Origin of the sequence: Caballeronia grimmiae (assembly GCF_000698555.1) — a bacterium.
Classification (GTDB): Bacteria; Pseudomonadota; Gammaproteobacteria; order Burkholderiales; family Burkholderiaceae; genus Caballeronia; species Caballeronia grimmiae.
This window is the reverse complement of sequence record NZ_JFHE01000064.1, coordinates 1-18,027: the sequence shown is the minus strand read 5'-3', so window position 1 is coordinate 18,027 and position 18,027 is coordinate 1. Positions and strand designations below refer to the sequence as shown.

12 protein-coding genes and 1 tRNA gene are annotated in these 18,027 nt (G+C 60.5%); all 13 read right to left on the bottom strand.

Features of this window, described 5'->3' with window-relative positions:
• Positions 1–104: 104 nt before the first annotated feature.
• A complete protein-coding gene (fusA, locus tag BG57_RS29295; protein WP_035970545.1) occupies positions 105–2,207 on the bottom strand; it encodes an elongation factor G in 2,103 nt (700 codons plus the stop codon).
• Between the two features lie 129 nt (positions 2,208–2,336).
• Positions 2,337–2,807, bottom strand: a complete 471-nt coding sequence (gene rpsG, locus BG57_RS29290) for a 30S ribosomal protein S7 (protein WP_006053291.1) — start codon at positions 2,805–2,807, stop codon at positions 2,337–2,339.
• A gap of 180 nt (positions 2,808–2,987) precedes the next feature.
• Positions 2,988–3,368: a 30S ribosomal protein S12 gene (gene rpsL, locus BG57_RS29285; protein ID WP_006053290.1), complete on the bottom strand. Its 381-nt coding sequence runs from the start codon at positions 3,366–3,368 to the stop codon at positions 2,988–2,990.
• 217 nt (positions 3,369–3,585) lie between these two features.
• A complete protein-coding gene (gene recQ / locus BG57_RS29280; RefSeq protein WP_035970544.1) occupies positions 3,586–5,433 on the bottom strand; it encodes a DNA helicase RecQ in 1,848 nt (615 codons plus the stop codon).
• 179 nt (positions 5,434–5,612) lie between these two features.
• Complete coding sequence (gene rpoC / locus BG57_RS29275; RefSeq protein WP_035970543.1) at positions 5,613–9,854, bottom strand: DNA-directed RNA polymerase subunit beta'; 4,242 nt, start codon at positions 9,852–9,854, stop codon at positions 5,613–5,615.
• 21 nt (positions 9,855–9,875) lie between these two features.
• Complete coding sequence (rpoB, locus tag BG57_RS29270; protein ID WP_035970540.1) at positions 9,876–13,982, bottom strand: DNA-directed RNA polymerase subunit beta; 4,107 nt, start codon at positions 13,980–13,982, stop codon at positions 9,876–9,878.
• Positions 13,983–14,350: 368 nt separating this feature from the next.
• Positions 14,351–14,725 carry a 50S ribosomal protein L7/L12 gene (rplL, locus tag BG57_RS29265; protein WP_035970538.1) on the bottom strand — a complete coding sequence of 125 codons (375 nt, stop codon included), beginning with the start codon at positions 14,723–14,725 and terminating at the stop codon, positions 14,351–14,353.
• An 83-nt stretch (positions 14,726–14,808) separates the two neighbouring features.
• The gene (rplJ, locus tag BG57_RS29260) at positions 14,809–15,303 is read right to left on the bottom strand and encodes a 50S ribosomal protein L10 (protein ID WP_035970537.1); all 495 of its coding nucleotides are present in this window, start codon (positions 15,301–15,303) and stop codon (positions 14,809–14,811) included.
• Between the two features lie 301 nt (positions 15,304–15,604).
• Positions 15,605–16,300, bottom strand: a complete 696-nt coding sequence (gene rplA / locus BG57_RS29255; protein WP_035970535.1) for a 50S ribosomal protein L1 — start codon at positions 16,298–16,300, stop codon at positions 15,605–15,607.
• Complete coding sequence (rplK, locus tag BG57_RS29250) at positions 16,301–16,732, bottom strand: 50S ribosomal protein L11 (RefSeq protein ID WP_035970533.1); 432 nt, start codon at positions 16,730–16,732, stop codon at positions 16,301–16,303.
• A gap of 148 nt (positions 16,733–16,880) precedes the next feature.
• Positions 16,881–17,438 (bottom strand): transcription termination/antitermination protein NusG, encoded by a 558-nt coding sequence (gene nusG / locus BG57_RS29245; protein WP_035970531.1) that lies wholly within the window; start codon positions 17,436–17,438, stop codon positions 16,881–16,883.
• A gap of 1 nt (position 17,439) precedes the next feature.
• Positions 17,440–17,820, bottom strand: a complete 381-nt coding sequence (gene secE / locus BG57_RS29240) for a preprotein translocase subunit SecE (RefSeq protein WP_035970528.1) — start codon at positions 17,818–17,820, stop codon at positions 17,440–17,442.
• 34 nt (positions 17,821–17,854) lie between these two features.
• Positions 17,855–17,930 (bottom strand) — tRNA-Trp (locus BG57_RS29235).
• Between the last annotated feature and the right edge of the window lie 97 nt (positions 17,931–18,027).

Sequence of the window (18,027 nt, the reverse complement as noted above, 5' to 3'; positions counted from 1 at the left end):
CGTGCGGCTTGGTCCGCTCGAATTTACCTTTTGCCATGATTACCTTCGTTCAAAGATTGTTTATCGGTTAGAGCTTGTGGCTTGCGCCGAATGACTCTGGGGTATTACTTACCCTTGGCGTTGATGATCGCGTCGGCGACGTTACGCGGAGCTTCAGCATAGTGCTTGAATTCCATCGTGTACGTTGCACGGCCTTGCGTCAGCGAACGCAGCGAGGTCGAATAGCCGAACATTTCGGACAGCGGCACTTCGGCGCGCACGATCTTGCCGCCGCCAACCATGTCTTCCATGCCCTGGACGATACCGCGACGGCCGGACAAATCGCCCATCACGTTGCCCATGTAGTCTTCCGGCGTTTCGACTTCCACGGCCATCATCGGTTCGAGGATGACCGGGCTTGCCTTGCGCATTGCTTCCTTGAAGGCCATCGAGCCGGCCATGCGGAACGCGTTTTCGTTCGAGTCGACGTCGTGGTACGAACCGAACGTCAGGTGAACCTTCACGTCCACAACCGGGAAGCCAGCCAGCACGCCCGACTTCAGCGTTTCCTGGATACCCTTGTCCACGGCCGGGATGTATTCGCGCGGAATTACGCCGCCCTTGATCTCGTCCAGGAACTCGTAGCCCTTGCCCTGCTCGTTCGGCTCCAGCGTGATGACCGCGTGACCGTACTGGCCGCGACCACCCGACTGCTTGACGAACTTGCCGTCGACATCGGCGGCCGTCGTGCGAATGGTTTCGCGGTATGCAACCTGCGGCTTGCCGACGGTTGCTTCCACGTTGAATTCGCGCTTCATACGGTCGACCAGAATTTCGAGGTGGAGTTCGCCCATGCCCGAAATGATGGTCTGGCCCGATTCTTCGTCCGTTTGAACGCGGAACGACGGGTCTTCCTGCGCGAGACGGTTCAGCGCCAGGCCCATCTTTTCCTGGTCAGCCTTCGTCTTCGGCTCGACTGCCTGCGAAATCACCGGTTCCGGGAAAATCATGCGTTCCAGAACGATCGGGCTTGCCGGGTCGCACAGCGTGTCGCCGGTCGTCGCTTCTTTCAGGCCGACGGCCGCGGCGATATCGCCTGCGCGCACTTCCTTGATTTCTTCACGCTGATTCGCGTGCATCTGCAGAATACGGCCCAGACGTTCCTTCTTGTCCTTGGTCGCGTTCAGGATGGTGTCGCCCGAATTCACGACGCCCGAGTACACGCGGAAGAAGATCAATTGACCAACGAACGGGTCAGTCATGATCTTGAACGCCAGCGCCGAGAACTTCTCGTCGTCGGCTGCGCGACGCTCGCCCCGCTCGCCGCTTTCCAGTTCGCCCGTGACCGGGGGAATGTCGATCGGCGACGGCAGGAAGTCGATGACCGCGTCGAGCATGCGCTGCACGCCCTTGTTCTTGAACGCAGTGCCGCACAGCATCGGCTGAATTTCGCACGCGATGGTCCGGTCGCGGATCGCCTTGACGATTTCCGCTTCGCTCAGCTCTTCGCCGCCGAGGTACTTTTCCATCAGCTCTTCGCTGGCTTCAGCAGCCGACTCGATCATCTTCTCGCGCCACTCGTTGCACGAGTCGACGAGTTCAGCCGGGATGTCGACGTAGTCGAACTTCGTGCCTTGCGACGCTTCGTCCCAAATGATCGCTTTCATCTTCAGCAGATCGACGACGCCCTTGAAGTTTTCTTCCGAGCCGATCGGCACGACGACGGGAACCGGGTTCGCCTTCAGGCGGGTCTTCAGCTGGTCATAGACCTTGAAGAAGTTCGCGCCGGTACGGTCCATCTTGTTGACGAACGCGAGACGGGGAACCTTGTACTTGTTCGCCTGACGCCACACGGTTTCCGACTGCGGCTGCACGCCGCCCACTGCGCAGTAGACCATGCACGCGCCGTCGAGGACGCGCATCGAGCGCTCCACTTCGATCGTGAAGTCGACGTGCCCCGGGGTGTCGATGATGTTGATGCGGTGCTCGGGATAGTTGCCGCCCATGCCCTTCCAGAAGGCCGTGGTAGCAGCCGACGTGATGGTGATGCCGCGCTCCTGCTCCTGCTCCATCCAGTCCATCGTTGCTGCGCCGTCGTGAACTTCACCGATCTTGTGGTTCACGCCCGTGTAGAACAGGATGCGCTCGGTCGTCGTCGTCTTGCCGGCGTCGATGTGAGCGCTAATACCGATGTTGCGGTAGCGCTCGATAGGTGTCTTGCGAGCCACTTTGGATCCTTTATTCGGTCGACGCGCCGGATCATTGCTTATGAACCGGAAGCGCCCTAACACAAACGGGCGAGGCGCCTGGAACAGCGCACCCGCCCTGATTTTTCCGTTTGCTCTACGAGCGGGAGCTTAGAAACGGAAATGCGAGAATGCCTTGTTGGCCTCGGCCATGCGGTGAACTTCGTCGCGCTTCTTCATCGCGCCGCCGCGGCCTTCAGCCGCTTCGGAGAGCTCACCTGCCAGGCGCAGGGCCATCGACTTTTCGCTGCGCTTCTTCGCGGCTTCACGCAACCAACGCATCGCCAATGCCATACGACGCGAGGGACGCACTTCGACCGGAACTTGATAGTTCGCACCACCAACGCGGCGGCTCTTCACTTCGACCACCGGCTTCACGTTGTTGAGCGCGACCGTGAACACTTCCAGCGGGTCCTTGCCACCCTTGGTCTGGATCTGCTCAAAAGCGCCGTACACGATACGCTCGGCAACCGACTTCTTGCCGGAGAGCATCAGCACGTTCATGAACTTGGCTACATCTACGTTGCCGAACTTCGGATCCGGCAACACTTCCCGCTTGGGGACTTCGCGACGACGCGGCATGATTCTTCCTTTACTTTTTTCAGTTGGAGCGTTGTTCGCTCCGCGGCCACCAACTAACCCGATCCATCTCTCGACTAAACCAGCTTGGCCGGGTGACCACTTACTCGATAGCACCGGCACTTCCGGCACCACCGCCTTTACCGCCTTGCGGCGACCTCATACGACTGCAACAGCCGGCTATTACTTGCCAGCCTTGGCACGCTTCGCACCGTACTTCGAGCGAGCTTGCTTACGATCCTTGACGCCCTGGGTATCCAGCGAGCCGCGAACCATGTGGTAACGCACACCCGGCAAGTCCTTCACACGGCCGCCGCGAATCAGCACGACCGAGTGTTCCTGCAGGTTGTGGCCTTCACCGCCGATGTACGAAATGACTTCGAAGCCATTCGTCAGGCGAACCTTTGCAACTTTACGAAGTGCCGAGTTCGGCTTCTTCGGCGTCGTCGTGTACACGCGGGTGCACACGCCGCGACGCTGCGGGCAGTCCTGCAGGGCCGGCGACTTGCTCTTCGTCGTTTCCGACGTGCGGCCTTTGCGAACCAGTTGATTGATGGTTGGCATTGTCTAATCCTAAAAATGAACAAAATCGGCGCGATTCCGAACGGGCAAAGCGTGAAGAACCGCGCGTCTGACCTTCTCGTGGATGGATTCGCCCAGACTGACCGGCTTTAGGCCGCGTCCGAAATTTCCCCAAGAACGAGAACCTAGCATGATATTCTGAAAATCCCAATGCGGTCAACACGTTGCGTGAATTAATGCGCGACGCACCGCGAGAACGTCAATCCGCGCCGACCACGTCGAGCAGTTCGTCGCCGAAACGCTCCAGTTTTCGCACGCCGATGCCGGGGATATGCCGCAGATCGTCGATGGTGTCCGGATCGCTGCGGGCGATTTCGGCGAGCGTCGCGTCGTGGAAGATGACATAGGCCGGCACGCCGTCGCTCTTCGCGGTTTCCGAGCGCCAGGTCCGCAAGCGTTCCCAGCGCGCCTTCTCGCGCGCCGACATGCCCGCCGTCGGATCGGCGCGTTCGCCGGTGCGCCCCGACGATTGCCGGTTGCGCACCGGCTTCACGTACTTGCGCAGCGTGACGCGTTCCTCGCCCTTGAGCACCGGCTTGCTCGCGTCGGTGAGAACGAGCGCGCCGAAGCCGTCGTGATCGACGGCGAGATAGCCGAACGCGACGAGCTGCCGGAACACCGCGCGCCATTCCTGCTCCGACAGCGCCGCCCCGACGCCGAAAGTCGAGATCTTCTCGTGGCCGCGTTGCAGCACTTTCTCGCTACGCGTCCCGCGCAGGATGTCGATCAGATGCCCCGCGCCGAAATGGAAGCCGCTCGCCTTGTGTGCGCGATACACGCACGACAGCGCCATCTGCGCTTCGCGCGTGGCGTCGAAGGATGCGGGCGGTTCCAGACATGTGTCGCAGTTTCCGCATGGCGTGCTCGTCTCGCCGAAGTACGCGAGCAGGCGCACGCGCCGGCACGTCGCGGCTTCGCAGAGGCCCAAAAGCGCATCGAGCTTGCCGCCCTGGACACGCTTGTGGGCGTCGTCGGCATCGGACTCGTCGATCATCTTGCGCTGCTGCACGACGTCGCCCAGACCGTAGGCCATCCATGCGTTCGCGGGCATCCCGTCGCGGCCCGCGCGGCCGGTTTCCTGATAGTAGCCCTCGACGCTCTTCGGCAAATCCAGATGCGCGACGAAGCGCACGTCCGGTTTGTCGATGCCCATGCCGAACGCAATCGTCGCGCACATGACGATGCCTTCCTCGCGCTGAAACATCTCCTGATGCTTCTGCCGCGTTTCGAACTCCATGCCCGCGTGATACGGCAGCGCGCGGAGGCCCTGCCCTTTGAGCCATTCGGCGGTCTCTTCCACCTTCCGGCGCGAAAGGCAATAGACCACGCCCGCGTCGGTCGTGCCGTCGCTGTTCGTGTGCTCCGCGCGAATGAAATCGAGCAGCTGCGAGCGCGCGTTGTCCTTCTCGACGATCCGATAGCGGATATTCGGCCGATCGAAGCTGGACACGAAAATGCGTGCATCGTCGAGCGCCAGCCGATGCACGATTTCGTCGCGCGTGATCGCGTCGGCGGTCGCCGTCAGCGCGATGCGCGGGACGTTCGGAAACCGCTCATGCAACACGGAGAGCTGAATGTACTCGGGGCGGAAATCGTGGCCCCACTGCGAGACGCAGTGCGCCTCGTCGATGGCGAACAGGCCGACCGGCGAACTGTCGAGCAGATCGAGAAACCGCGGAGTCATCAGGCGCTCGGGCGCCACGTAGAGCAAGTCGATCGTGCCGTTGCGCAGCGCGCGCTCGGTGGCGGCGGCTTCAGCGCCCGATAGCGTCGAATTGAGGTATGCGGCGCGCACGCCGACTTCGGTGAGCGCCGCGACCTGATCCTGCATCAGCGCGATCAGCGGCGACACGACGATTCCCGCGCCGAAGCCCGCTTCCTTCCGCACCAGCGACGGAATCTGATAGCACAACGATTTTCCGCCGCCCGTCGGCATCAGCACGAGCGAATCGCCGCCGTTGGCAACGTGCTCGACGATCTCCGCCTGCTGTCCGCGAAACGCCGGATAGCCGAAAACTTCATTGAGGATCTGGAGCGAACGGGTCATAGCGGAGGCGCGAACTGCGGCATGGGGGAATATCGGATTTTATCAACGCACGCTCGAACGACACGCGGTCATCGTGACGTTGGCTGTTCGGACGAGGTGCGTTGCGAAAACGCGAGGTGAAAAAAAACCGCCCGGCGCGTACCGGGCGGTTTGAGGGTGCTACGAGAAACGCGGCTCGCTTACTCGTTGGTATGCGGCTGCTGCTCCGCTGCCGGGGTTTCCGGCGTACCGAAATCGAATGCCTCTTCGGCAGCGATCTGGTCGAAGCGTTCGCGATCCGCCGACTCCTTCGTCTTGCGCGCCTTGTGGAACGCGAGACCCGTACCGGCCGGAATCAGACGGCCGACGATCACGTTTTCCTTCAGGCCACGCAGATCGTCGCGCTTGCCCATGATCGCAGCTTCGGTCAGCACGCGAGTGGTTTCCTGGAACGACGCCGCCGAGATGAACGAATCCGTCGACAGCGACGCCTTCGTAATACCCAGCAGCACGTTCTCGTAGGTCGCCGGACGCTTGTCTTCCGCGATCATGCGGTCGTTCTCGTCGAGCATGTCCGATCGCTCGACTTGTTCGCCCGGAATGAAGCGCGTATCGCCGTTGTCGGTGATCTGAACACGGCGCAGCATCTGACGCACGATCACTTCGATGTGCTTGTCGTTGATCTTCACGCCCTGCAGACGGTACACGTCCTGCACTTCGTCCACGATGTAGCGCGACAGCGCCTCGATACCCTGCAGACGCAGGATGTCGTGCGGATCAGCCGGACCGTCGACGATCATTTCGCCCTTGTTGACGACCTGACCATCGTGCACCAGCACCTGCTTTTCCTTCGCGATCAGGAACTCGTGCTGATTGCCCTCGAGGTCCGTGATGACGAGACGCTGCTTGCCCTTCGTGTCCTTACCGAACGACGTCGTGCCCGTGACTTCCGCCAGGATGCCGGCGTCCTTCGGCGAGCGCGCTTCGAACAGTTCGGCCACACGCGGCAGACCACCGGTAATGTCACGCGTCTTCTGCGCTTCAACCGGGATACGCGCCAGCACTTCACCGACCTGCACTTGCTGACCATCCTTAACGGTGATCAGTGCGCCGACCTGGAAGCCGATCTGCACCGAATGCTCGGTGTTCGGGATCTTCACTTCCTCGCCGTTTGCGTCGAGCAGCTTGACCTGCGGACGCACGCTCTTGCCAGCCTGCGAGCCGCGGCGCTTCGCATCGATCACGACGAGGGTCGAAAGACCGGTCACGTCGTCGATCTGCTTGGCAACCGTCACGCCTTCTTCGACGTTCTCGAACTTCACCGTACCGCCCCACTCGGTGATGATCGGACGCGTCAGCGGATCCCACTGCGCGAGTTGCGCGCCGGCCTTGATCTGCGCGCCGTCGAGTTGCAGCAGCGTTGCGCCGTACGGCACTTTGTGACGCTCACGCTCGCGACCGAAGTCGTCCGCGATGATCGCCTCGCCCGAACGCGAGATGACGACCTGCTCGCCCTTCGCGTTGGTGACGTAGCGCATCGTGGCCGTGAAACGCACCGTACCGTTCGACTTCGCTTCGACCGTCGATGCAACCGCCGCACGCGACGCCGCACCACCGATGTGGAACGTACGCATCGTGAGCTGCGTGCCCGGTTCGCCGATCGACTGCGCCGCGATCACGCCGACCGCTTCGCCGACGTTCACGCGCGAACCACGACCCAGGTCGCGGCCGTAGCACGAGGCGCACAGGCCGTAACGCGTTTCGCAGGTCAGCGGCGTACGCACGCGCACTTCGTCGATGCCGAGGCGCTCGATCTCTTCCACCGCGTCTTCGTCGAGCAGTTCGCCCGACGCGTACATCGTTTCTTGCGTTTCCGGATTGACGACGTCCGCCACCGCGACGCGACCGAGAATACGGTCACGCAGCGCTTCGACGACTTCACCGCCTTCGACCAGCGCCTTCATCGCCACGCCGTTCGACGTACCGCAATCTTCCTCGACCACGACCAGATCCTGCGTCACGTCGACGAGACGACGCGTCAGGTAACCCGAGTTCGCCGTCTTCAGCGCCGTATCCGCCAGACCCTTACGTGCACCGTGCGTCGAGATGAAGTACTGCAGCACGTTCAGGCCTTCGCGGAAGTTCGCGGTAATCGGCGTTTCGATGATCGAGCCGTCCGGCTTCGCCATCAGGCCGCGCATACCGGCGAGCTGACGAATCTGCACAGCGGAACCACGGGCGCCCGAGTCGGCCATCATGTAGATGGAGTTGAACGACTCCTGCTTCGTTTCCTTGCCTTCGCGATCCACCACGGGCTCGGTTGCGAGCTGCTCCATCATCGCCTTGCCGACCGCTTCCGACGTCGCCGACCAGATGTCGACCACGTTGTTGTAGCGCTCTTGCGCGGTGACGAGACCCGACATGTACTGACGGTCGTACTCCTTCACCTTCTTCGCGGCGTCGCCGACGATCGTCTCTTTCTGCGGCGGAACGAGCATGTCGTCCACGCAGATCGAGATGCCGGCGCGCGTTGCAAGACGGAAACCCATCTGCATGAGCTGGTCGGCGAAGATCACCGTCTCGCGCAGACCGCACTTGCGGAACGCCGTGTTGATCAGGCGCGAGATCTCCTTCTTCTTCAGCGGCTTGTTCAGCACCGAGAACGGCAGGCCCGGCGGCAGAATCTCCGACAGGATCGAACGGCCGACGGTCGTCGCGTACAGCGTGATCTTCGGCACGAACTTCGGCGCGCCTTCGCTCTGATCTTCGTTCGCCACCATTTCGGTGATGCGGACGTTGACGCGCGAAGCCAGCTCGACTTCCTTGTTCTCGTACGCGCGAATCACTTCGGACACGCCCGTGAACGTCAGGCCTTCGCCCTTGCCGTTCACCGCTTCACGCGATGCGTAATACAGGCCGAGCACGATATCCTGCGACGGCACGATCGACGGATCGCCGTTGGCCGGGAACAGGACGTTGTTCGACGCCAGCATCAGCGTGCGCGCTTCCATCTGCGCTTCGAGCGACAGCGGCACGTGCACGGCCATCTGGTCACCGTCGAAGTCGGCGTTGAACGCCGCGCAAACGAGCGGGTGCAGCTGGATTGCCTTACCTTCGATCAGCACCGGCTCGAAAGCCTGAATGCCGAGACGGTGCAGCGTCGGTGCGCGGTTCAGCATGACCGGATGTTCGCGAATGACTTCTTCGAGAATGTCCCACACCACCGGCGTCTGGTTCTCGACTTCCTTCTTCGCGGCCTTGATGGTGGTAGCAACACCCATCACTTCCAGCTTGTTGAAGATGAAAGGCTTGAACAGTTCGAGCGCCATCAGCTTCGGCAGACCGCACTGATGCAGCTTGAGCGTCGGGCCCACGACGATGACCGAACGGCCCGAATAGTCGACGCGCTTACCGAGCAGGTTCTGACGGAAACGACCGCCCTTGCCCTTGATCATGTCGGCGAGCGACTTCAACGGACGCTTGTTCGCACCCGTCATGGCCTTGCCGCGACGACCGTTGTCGAGCAGCGAATCGACGGCTTCCTGCAGCATCCGCTTTTCGTTGCGAACGATGATCTCAGGCGCCTTCAGTTCGAGCAGACGCTTCAACCGGTTGTTACGGTTGATCACGCGGCGATACAGGTCGTTCAGGTCCGACGTCGCGAAACGGCCGCCGTCGAGCGGCACGAGCGGACGCAGTTCCGGCGGCAGCACCGGCAGCACTTCGAGCACCATCCAGTCAGGCTTGATGCCCGAACGCTGGAAGGCCTCGAGCACCTTCAGGCGCTTGGCGTACTTCTTGATCTTCGCTTCGGAGCCGGTGTTCTTCAGTTCCGTGCGCAGCGTTTCGACCTGTTCGTCGATGTTGATCGCGCGCAGCAGCTCACGCACGCCTTCCGCGCCCATCTCGGCACGGAACTCGTCACCGTACTCTTCGACCTTGTTGTAGTAATCCTCTTCGGTCATGATCTGCCGCGCTTTCAGCGGCGTCATGCCCGGATCGATGACTACGTATGCTTCGAAGTACAGCACGCGCTCGATGTCGCGCAGCGTCATGTCGAGCACCATGCCCAGACGCGACGGCAGCGACTTCAGGAACCAGATGTGCGCGACCGGCGAGGCCAGCTCGATGTGGCCCATCCGCTCACGGCGCACCTTCGCCAGCGTCACTTCGACGCCGCACTTTTCACAGATCACGCCACGGTGCTTCAGGCGCTTGTACTTGCCGCACAGGCACTCGTAGTCCTTGATCGGCCCGAAAATCTTGGCGCAAAACAGACCATCCCGCTCCGGCTTGAACGTGCGGTAGTTGATGGTCTCCGGCTTCTTCACTTCGCCGAACGACCACGAACGGATCTTGTCGGGCGACGCGAGGCCGATCTTGATCGCATCAAAGACTTCTTCTTGTTGGACTTGCTTGAATAGATCGAGCAGAGCTTTCATTGCTTTCTCTCCGTAGTCCGATTAGTTGCGGTCGAGATCGATATCGATACCGAGCGAGCGGATTTCCTTCACCAACACGTTGAAGGATTCCGGCATGCCCGCGTCGATCACGTGATCGCCCTTGACCAGGTTCTCATAAACCTTGGTCCGGCCCGTCACGTCGTCCGACTTGACCGTCAGCATTTCCTGCAGCACATACGATGCGCCATACGCCTCGAGCGCCCACACTTCCATTTCACCGAAGCGCTGACCACCGAACTGCGCCTTACCACCCAGCGGCTGCTGCGTAACGAGCGAGTACGGACCGGTCGAACGCGCGTGCATCTTGTCGTCGACCAAGTGGTGCAGCTTCAGGTAGTGCATGTAGCCGACCGTGACCTTACGCTCGAACGGCTCACCCGTGCGGCCGTCGTGCAGCGTGACCTGGTTCTTCGACGAGTTCATGCCCAGGTTCTGAGCGATGTCGTCCGGGAACGCCAGATCCAGCGCGCGCTCCATTTCACCTTCCGTGGCGCCGTCGAACACCGGCGTTGCGAACGGCACGCCTTCGCGCAGATTCTTCGCGAGTTCGAGGATTTCGTCGTCGGAGAAGCTTTCCAGCTCTTCCTTGCGGCCCGACTCGTTATAGATCTGCGTCAGGAACACACGCATTTCTTCGATCTTCGCCTGACGCTGCATCATTTCGCCGATGCGCCAGCCGAGACCCTTTGCGGCCCAGCCCAGATGCACTTCGAGAATCTGACCCACGTTCATCCGCGACGGCACGCCGAGCGGATTGAGCACGACGTCAGCCGGACGGCCATCGGCCATGTACGGCATGTCTTCGATCGGCACGATCTTCGACACGACACCCTTGTTACCGTGACGGCCCGCCATCTTGTCGCCAGGCTGCAGGCGACGCTTGACCGCGAGATACACCTTGACCATCTTCAGCACGCCCGGCGGCAGTTCGTCGCCTTGCGTGAGCTTCTTGCGCTTCTCTTCGAAGGCGAGGTCGAACTGGTGACGCTTCTGCTCGATCGAGTCCTTGATCGCTTCCAGCTGCGCTGCTGCTTCTTCGTCCGCGAGGCGGATGTCGAACCAGTGGTAGTGGTCGAGGTCTTCGAGGTAAGCCAGGTCGATCTTCGTGCCCTTCGCGAGCTTCTTCGGACCGCCGTTCGCGACCTTGCCGTTCAGCATGCGCGCGAGACGCTGGAACGCATCGCCTTCCACGATACGCAGCTGGTCGTTCAAGTCGAGGCGATAGCGCTTCAGTTCATCGTCGATGATCTGTTGTGCACGCTTGTCGCGCGTGATGCCTTCGCGCGTGAATACTTGCACGTCGATGACCGTGCCGCTCATGCCCGACGGCACGCGCAGCGACGTGTCCTTCACGTCGGACGCCTTCTCGCCGAAGATCGCGCGCAGCAGCTTTTCTTCCGGCGTCAGCTGGGTTTCGCCCTTCGGCGTGACCTTGCCGACCAGCACGTCGCCCGCTTCGACTTCCGCGCCGATGTACACGATGCCCGACTCGTCGAGACGGCCAAGCTGCACTTCCGCGAGGTTCGAAATGTCGCGCGTGATTTCTTCCGGTCCGAGCTTCGTGTCGCGAGCAACGACGTTCAGTTCTTCGATGTGGATCGACGTGTAACGGTCGTCGGCCACGACTTTTTCCGAGATCAGGATCGAGTCTTCGAAGTTGTAGCCGTTCCACGGCATGAACGCGACCAGCATGTTCTGGCCGAGCGCGAGTTCGCCCAGATCCGTCGAGGCGCCGTCAGCCAGCACGTCGCCGCGCGCAACCTTGTCGCCCATCTTCACGATCGGACGCTGGTTGATGTTCGTGTTCTGGTTCGAACGCGTGTACTTGATCAGGTTGTAGATGTCCACGCCGACATCGCCGGCCACGGCTTCGTCGTCGTTCACGCGAATCACGATACGGCCCGCGTCGACATAATCCACCACGCCGCCGCGCATGGCCTGAACCGTCGTACCCGAATCGACCGCCACCGTACGCTCGATGCCCGTACCGACGACCGGCTTTTCCGGACGCAGACACGGCACGGCCTGACGCTGCATGTTCGAACCCATCAACGCGCGGTTCGCGTCGTCGTGCTCGAGGAACGGAATCAGCGATGCAGCCACCGACACGATCTGCGACGGCGCCACGTCCATGTACTGGATGCGGTCCGGCGTGACCATCATCGTTTCGCCGGCTTCCCGCGACGACACGAGTTCGTCGGTCAGCGTGCCGTCTTCGCCCACTGCCGCGTTCGCCTGAGCGATCACGTAACGACCTTCTTCGATCGCCGACAGATAGTCGATCTGATCCGTCACCTTGCTATCCACGACCTTGCGATACGGCGTTTCGAGGAAGCCATATTCGTTCAGGTGCGCGTACAGCGCGAGCGAGTTGATCAGGCCGATGTTCGGACCTTCCGGCGTTTCGATCGGGCACACGCGGCCATAGTGCGTCGGGTGCACGTCGCGAACTTCGAAGCCTGCGCGCTCGCGCGTCAGACCGCCCGGTCCGAGTGCGGAAACGCGGCGCTTGTGCGTGATTTCCGACAGCGGATTGGTCTGGTCCATGAACTGCGAGAGCTGCGACGAACCGAAGAACTCGCGAATCGCCGACGAAATCGGCTTCGAGTTGATCAGGTCGTGCGGCATCAGGTTTTCGCTTTCGGCCTGGCCGAGGCGTTCCTTGACCGCGCGCTCCACACGCACGAGACCCGCGCGGAACTGGTTTTCCGCCAGTTCGCCCACGCAACGCACGCGACGGTTGCCCAAGTGGTCGATGTCGTCCACTTCGCCCTTGCCGTTGCGCAGCTCGACGAGGATCTTGATGGTCGCGAGGATGTCGTCGTCCTGCAGCGTCATCGGCCCGATGATTTCATCGCGGCCAACGCGGCGGTTGAACTTCATTCGGCCGACCTTCGACAGGTCGTACGCGTCTTCGCTGTAGAACAGACGGTTGAACAGCGCCTCGACCGCTTCTTCGGTCGGCGGCTCGCCCGGACGCATCATGCGATAGATTGCGATGCGCGCGGCCATCTTGTCCGCGGTTTCGTCGATACGCAGCGTCGACGAGATGTACGGGCCCTGGTCCAGATCGTTCGTGTAGAGCGTCTGGATGTCCTTGACCTTGGCTTCGCGGAGCTTTTCGAGGACGGATTCCGTAATTTCCTCGTTGGCGTTCGCGATGACTTCGCCGGTGTCGGGATCGATCACGTTCTTCGCCAGCACGCGGCCGAGCAGATACTCCTCGGGCACCGAGATGAACTTCGTCTTGGCGTTTTCGAGGTCGCGAATATGCTTCGCGTTGATCCGCTTGTCCTTCGTGACGATGACGTTGCCTTCGCGATCCTGAATGTCGAAGCGCGCGACTTCACCACGCAGACGCTCCGGCACGAACTCCATCTGCGCGCCTTCGTTCATCAGCGCGAAGTTGTCGAACACGAAGAAGTTCGCGAGGATCTGTTCCGGCGAAAGACCGATGGCCTTCAGCAGGATCGTGACCGGCATCTTGCGACGACGGTCGACACGGAAGTACAGCACGTCCTTCGGGTCGAATTCGAAGTCGAGCCAGGAACCGCGGTAAGGAATGATCCGCGCCGAGAACAGCAGCTTGCCGGAGCTATGCGTCTTGCCTTTGTCGTGCTCGAAGAACACGCCAGGCGAACGGTGGAGCTGCGACACGATCACGCGCTCAGTACCGTTGATGACGAACGAGCCAGTCGGCGTCATGAGCGGAATTTCGCCCATGTACACTTCCTGCTCCTTCACTTCCTTGACGACGGGCTTGCTCGGCGACTCTTTGTCGAGCAGAACGAGACGGACCTTCGCGCGCAGGGCGGAACAGTACGTCAGGCCGCGCTGCTGGCATTCCTTGATGTTGAATGCGGGCGGCGACAGCATGTAGCTGACGAACTCGAGACGCGCAAAACCGTTGTGCGAAACGATCGGGAAAACAGACGTAAACGCGGCCTGCAAGCCTTCCGCTTTGCGCTGCGAGGAAGACGTATCCGCTTGCAGAAACGTCTGGAATGATTCAAGCTGGGTCGCCAGCAAAAAGGGAACTTGGTGAACGATGGGGCGCTTCGCGAAACTCTTGCGAATACGCTTCTTCTCGGTGAAGGAATATTGCATACGATCTCCGAATCACGGCGGGCGTTACCGAGGCGGGATACCTCGACGACACGGCCCGGTGTTCACCGACTGAGACCCGCGCCGCTGTCCGGGGAGGACGCGCGAGTCTAGAAGCTTGGTGGTTGGCCGCTACCAACCGCTGGCTGACGGCAGCGGATGCCTGTGTTTCCCGCTACCCGACCAAACTTGCCTTCTGCAGTCGCTTCAGAAGACAAAGAGAACTGGCGGAAAAATCTGCCGATCCGACCGTTTTCTTTGGCTTCTGCAGGGACGTTTATGCTTGCCCGCAAGCATAAAAACTATGTCCCCACAAAGCACAAAAAGGCCGGCGGTGAAAAACCGCCAGCCTTCGCACAGCGCAATGAAACTTACTTGATTTCAGCCTTCGCGCCTGCGTCTTCCAGCTTCTTCTTCGCTTCTTCAGCTGCAGCCTTCGGCACCGCTTCCTTGATGGGCTTCGGTGCGCCGTCGACCAGGTCCTTCGCTTCCTTCAGGCCGAGACCCGTCAGTTCACGAACAGCCTTAATGACGGAAACCTTGTTCGCGCCAGCTTCGAGCAGGTTCACGGTGAACTCGGTTTGCTCTTCAGCAGCAGCGGCAGCACCACCGCCAGCCGGGCCAGCGACAGCAACAGCAGCTGCCGACACGCCAAACTTTTCTTCGAACGCCTTGACCAGCTCGTTCAGTTCCAGAACCGACATCGCGCCAACGGCTTCCAGGATGTCTTCTTTTGCGATTGCCATTTGAAATACTCCTAAATTGAATTCGGATCGAGCTAGCGATCTAGCTAATACCTAACTGAGCGACGAGCGCCCAAGCGGCTGCGTTATGCAGCTTCGCCTTGCTTCTCAGCAAGCGCGGCCAAAGCACGCGCAAAGCCGGAAACAGGCGCTTGCATGACGAACAACAGCTTGGAGAGCAGCTCTTCACGGCTCGGGATGCTGGCCAGCGCTTGCACGCCTGCCTGGTCCATCACCTTGCCTTCGTAGGAACCAGCCTTGATGATCAACTTGTCATTGCTCTTGCCGAAGTCGTTGACGACCTTGGCAGCGGCAATGGCATCTTCCGAGATGCCGTAGATCAGAGGACCGGTCATCTGCTCAGCCAGCGAAGCGAACGGGGTACCTTCGACAGCGCGACGCGCCAGCGTGTTTTTCAACACGCGCAGATACACCTGTTGCTCACGCGCTTTCGCGCGCAGCTTGGTCAGATCGCCAACCGTGATCCCACGATACTCAGCGAGCACCATCGTCTGAGCCTTCGCGACTTGCGCGGCGACTTCAGCGACGACTGCCTGCTTATCTTCTTTGTTCAGTGGCACGGTTAAACCTCCAGATTCGATGCACTCGGGTGTCCAACCCTCATGCACCACGTTCAACAACGGCGTCCGACTGTTAGGAGTATTTCGATCGATTAGTGTCCGTCTAACGACGCACGACAAACGACTTCAACCACTGCAAAACTGTTTCGGGTTCGCCATCTGCGTTGGCTTGAATTAAGGCGCTGCTCGACTTCTGCACCACCACCAACGGTCTTTGACAACCGGTTGCGCAACACTATTGCCGCCACACAACCGCCCAAAGCCCTGTTAGACGCGGCCTGACGACCGCGCCGGAATTCTGTTACTGCGCCAGCGTGGATTGATCCACGCGAACGCCGACACCCATCGTGCTCGACAGTGCAACCTTACGCAGGTACACGCCCTTGCTGGTCGCCGGCTTGGCCTTTTGCAGCGCATCGATCAGCGCAGCCAGGTTTTGACGCAGCGAAGCCGGTTCGAACGATGCGCGACCGATCGTGCCATGGATGATACCGGCCTTGTCGACGCGGAACTGCACCTGACCTGCCTTGGCGTTACGAACTGCCTGAGCGACGTCCGGCGTAACCGTGCCAACCTTCGGGTTCGGCATCAGGCCGCGCGGACCGAGGATCTGGCCCAGCGTACCGACTACGCGCATCGTGTCCGGCGAAGCGATCACGACGTCGAAGTCCAGGTTACCGGCCTTCACTTGTTCAGCCAGGTCTTCCATGCCGACGACTTCCGCACCAGCGGCGCGAGCCTGCTCAGCCTTTTCGCCTTGCGCGAACACTGCGACACGCACCGACTTACCGGTACCGGCCGGCAGAACGACCGAGCCACGAACGACCTGGTCCGACTTCTTCGCATCGATGCCGAGTTGCACTGCAACGTCGATCGACTCGTCGAACTTCGCGCTCGCGCATTCCTTCACGAGAGCCAGTGCGTCGTCGATCGCGTACAGCTTCTGACGATCAACCTTGTTCGCGAATGCCTGAAGGCGCTTCGAAAGCTTAGCCATTTACACGCCCTCCACAGTGATACCCATCGAACGCGCGCTACCAGCGATGGTGCGCACAGCGGCGTCCAGATCAGCTGCCGTAAGGTCCGGCATCTTGGTCTTCGCGATTTCTTCCGCTTGAGCGCGGGTGATGTTGCCGACCTTGTCGGTGTGCGGCTTGGGCGAACCCTTCTGCACAGCGGCTGCCTTCTTGATCAGAACGGTAGCCGGCGGCGTCTTCATGATGAACGTGAAGCTCTTGTCCGCGAATGCCGTAATGACGACCGGCACCGGCAGACCCGGCTCCATGCCCTGAGTCTGCGCGTTGAACGCCTTGCAGAACTCCATGATGTTCAGGCCGCGCTGGCCCAGTGCCGGACCGACCGGCGGCGACGGGTTGGCTTTACCTGCAGGAATCTGCAGCTTGATAAAGCCAATGATTTTCTTTGCCATGTTGAAAACCTCTGCTGAACGCGTGAGCGTTCGGTGAGTGATAGCGCGCGTTCGACGTTGCCGCCTACTGACGCTCCTCAACGGTCATGACGCGGACCGTAAGCGCGAATCGCGCGACAGCCACGAGGCTACGCGCGATGTATTCGAATCAAGTCTTTTCGACCTGGCCGAACTCTAGTTCGACCGGTGTCGATCGGCCGAAGATCGTGACGGAGACACGAACCTTGGACTTCTCGTAGTTCACTTCCTCGACGTTGCCGTTGAAGTCGGTGAAAGGACCTTCCTTCACGCGAACCATCTCGCCCACCTCGAAAAGCGTCTTCGGCCGCGGCTTCTCGACACCTTCCTGCATCTGCGACATGATCTTTTCGACTTCACGCGGTGAGATCGGGCTTGGCCGATTGCGTGTGCCGCCGATGAATCCGGTGACCTTGGCCGTGTTCTTGACCAGATGCCACGTTTCGTCCGTCATTTCCATCTCAACCAAGACGTATCCTGGGAAGAAACGACGTTCCGTAACTGACTTGTGACCGCCCTTTACTTCAACCACTTCTTCGGTCGGGACGAGAATTTGACCAAACTGGTCTTGCATCCCGGCCCGCTCGATGCGCTCCTGAAGCGCACGTTGCACGCTCTTCTCCATGCCGGAGTAGGCGTGCACCACATACCAACGCTTTCCACTCGGGGATGTCGGAGTATCGCTCATATCATTTCCAACCCAGAATCGCCGAGAAAATCACCCATTCGATCGACTTATCGCTAAGCCAAAGCAGAATGGCCATGACGAGGACAAATGCAAACACCACAAGAGTGGTCTGCGTTGCCTCTTTCCGTGTCGGCCAGACAACCTTGCGAACTTCCTTGTAGGAGTCTTTGGCGAACGCGATAAAGCTTTTACCAGGCGCAGAAACCAGACCGACAGCGACACCGGCGATCAGACCGACGGCAAGCGCCGCACCGCGCACATACCACTCTTGGCGGTCGAGCAGAAAAAACCCCACGAACCCGGCCAAGACCAACAATACACCAGCCGACAACATCAGCTTGTCGCCGGAAGTATTAACAGTTTCGACGGAAGGATTCGCCATAACACCTTAAACAGCGCCACATGGCGCGAGAATTTGGCAGGGGCAGAGGGAATCGAACCCCCAACCTTCGGTTTTGGAGACCGACGCTCTGCCAGTTGAGCTATACCCCTAAACCATTTGGGGCCGACGGTTTCGCCGACCCCGAAAACTACAGACTACCGAGAGATCTCTGGCTCTTACTCGATAATCTTAGCAACGACACCTGCG

What these genes read in the sequence shown, in the direction of transcription:
- rpsG (WP_006053291.1), bottom strand. Translation starts at nt 2,807, where the DNA reads ATGCCGCGTCGTCGCGAAGTCCCCAAGCGGGAAGTGTTGCCGGATCCG.
- rpsL (WP_006053290.1), bottom strand. Translation starts at nt 3,368, where the DNA reads ATGCCAACCATCAATCAACTGGTTCGCAAAGGCCGCACGTCGGAAACG.
- recQ (WP_035970544.1), bottom strand. Translation starts at nt 5,433, where the DNA reads ATGACCCGTTCGCTCCAGATCCTCAATGAAGTTTTCGGCTATCCGGCG.
- rpoC (WP_035970543.1), bottom strand. Translation starts at nt 9,854, where the DNA reads ATGAAAGCTCTGCTCGATCTATTCAAGCAAGTCCAACAAGAAGAAGTC.
- rpoB (WP_035970540.1), bottom strand. Translation starts at nt 13,982, where the DNA reads ATGCAATATTCCTTCACCGAGAAGAAGCGTATTCGCAAGAGTTTCGCG.
- rplL (WP_035970538.1), bottom strand. Translation starts at nt 14,725, where the DNA reads ATGGCAATCGCAAAAGAAGACATCCTGGAAGCCGTTGGCGCGATGTCG.
- rplA (WP_035970535.1), bottom strand. Translation starts at nt 16,300, where the DNA reads ATGGCTAAGCTTTCGAAGCGCCTTCAGGCATTCGCGAACAAGGTTGAT.
- rplK (WP_035970533.1), bottom strand. Translation starts at nt 16,732, where the DNA reads ATGGCAAAGAAAATCATTGGCTTTATCAAGCTGCAGATTCCTGCAGGT.
- nusG (WP_035970531.1), bottom strand. Translation starts at nt 17,438, where the DNA reads ATGAGCGATACTCCGACATCCCCGAGTGGAAAGCGTTGGTATGTGGTG.
- secE (WP_035970528.1), bottom strand. Translation starts at nt 17,820, where the DNA reads ATGGCGAATCCTTCCGTCGAAACTGTTAATACTTCCGGCGACAAGCTG.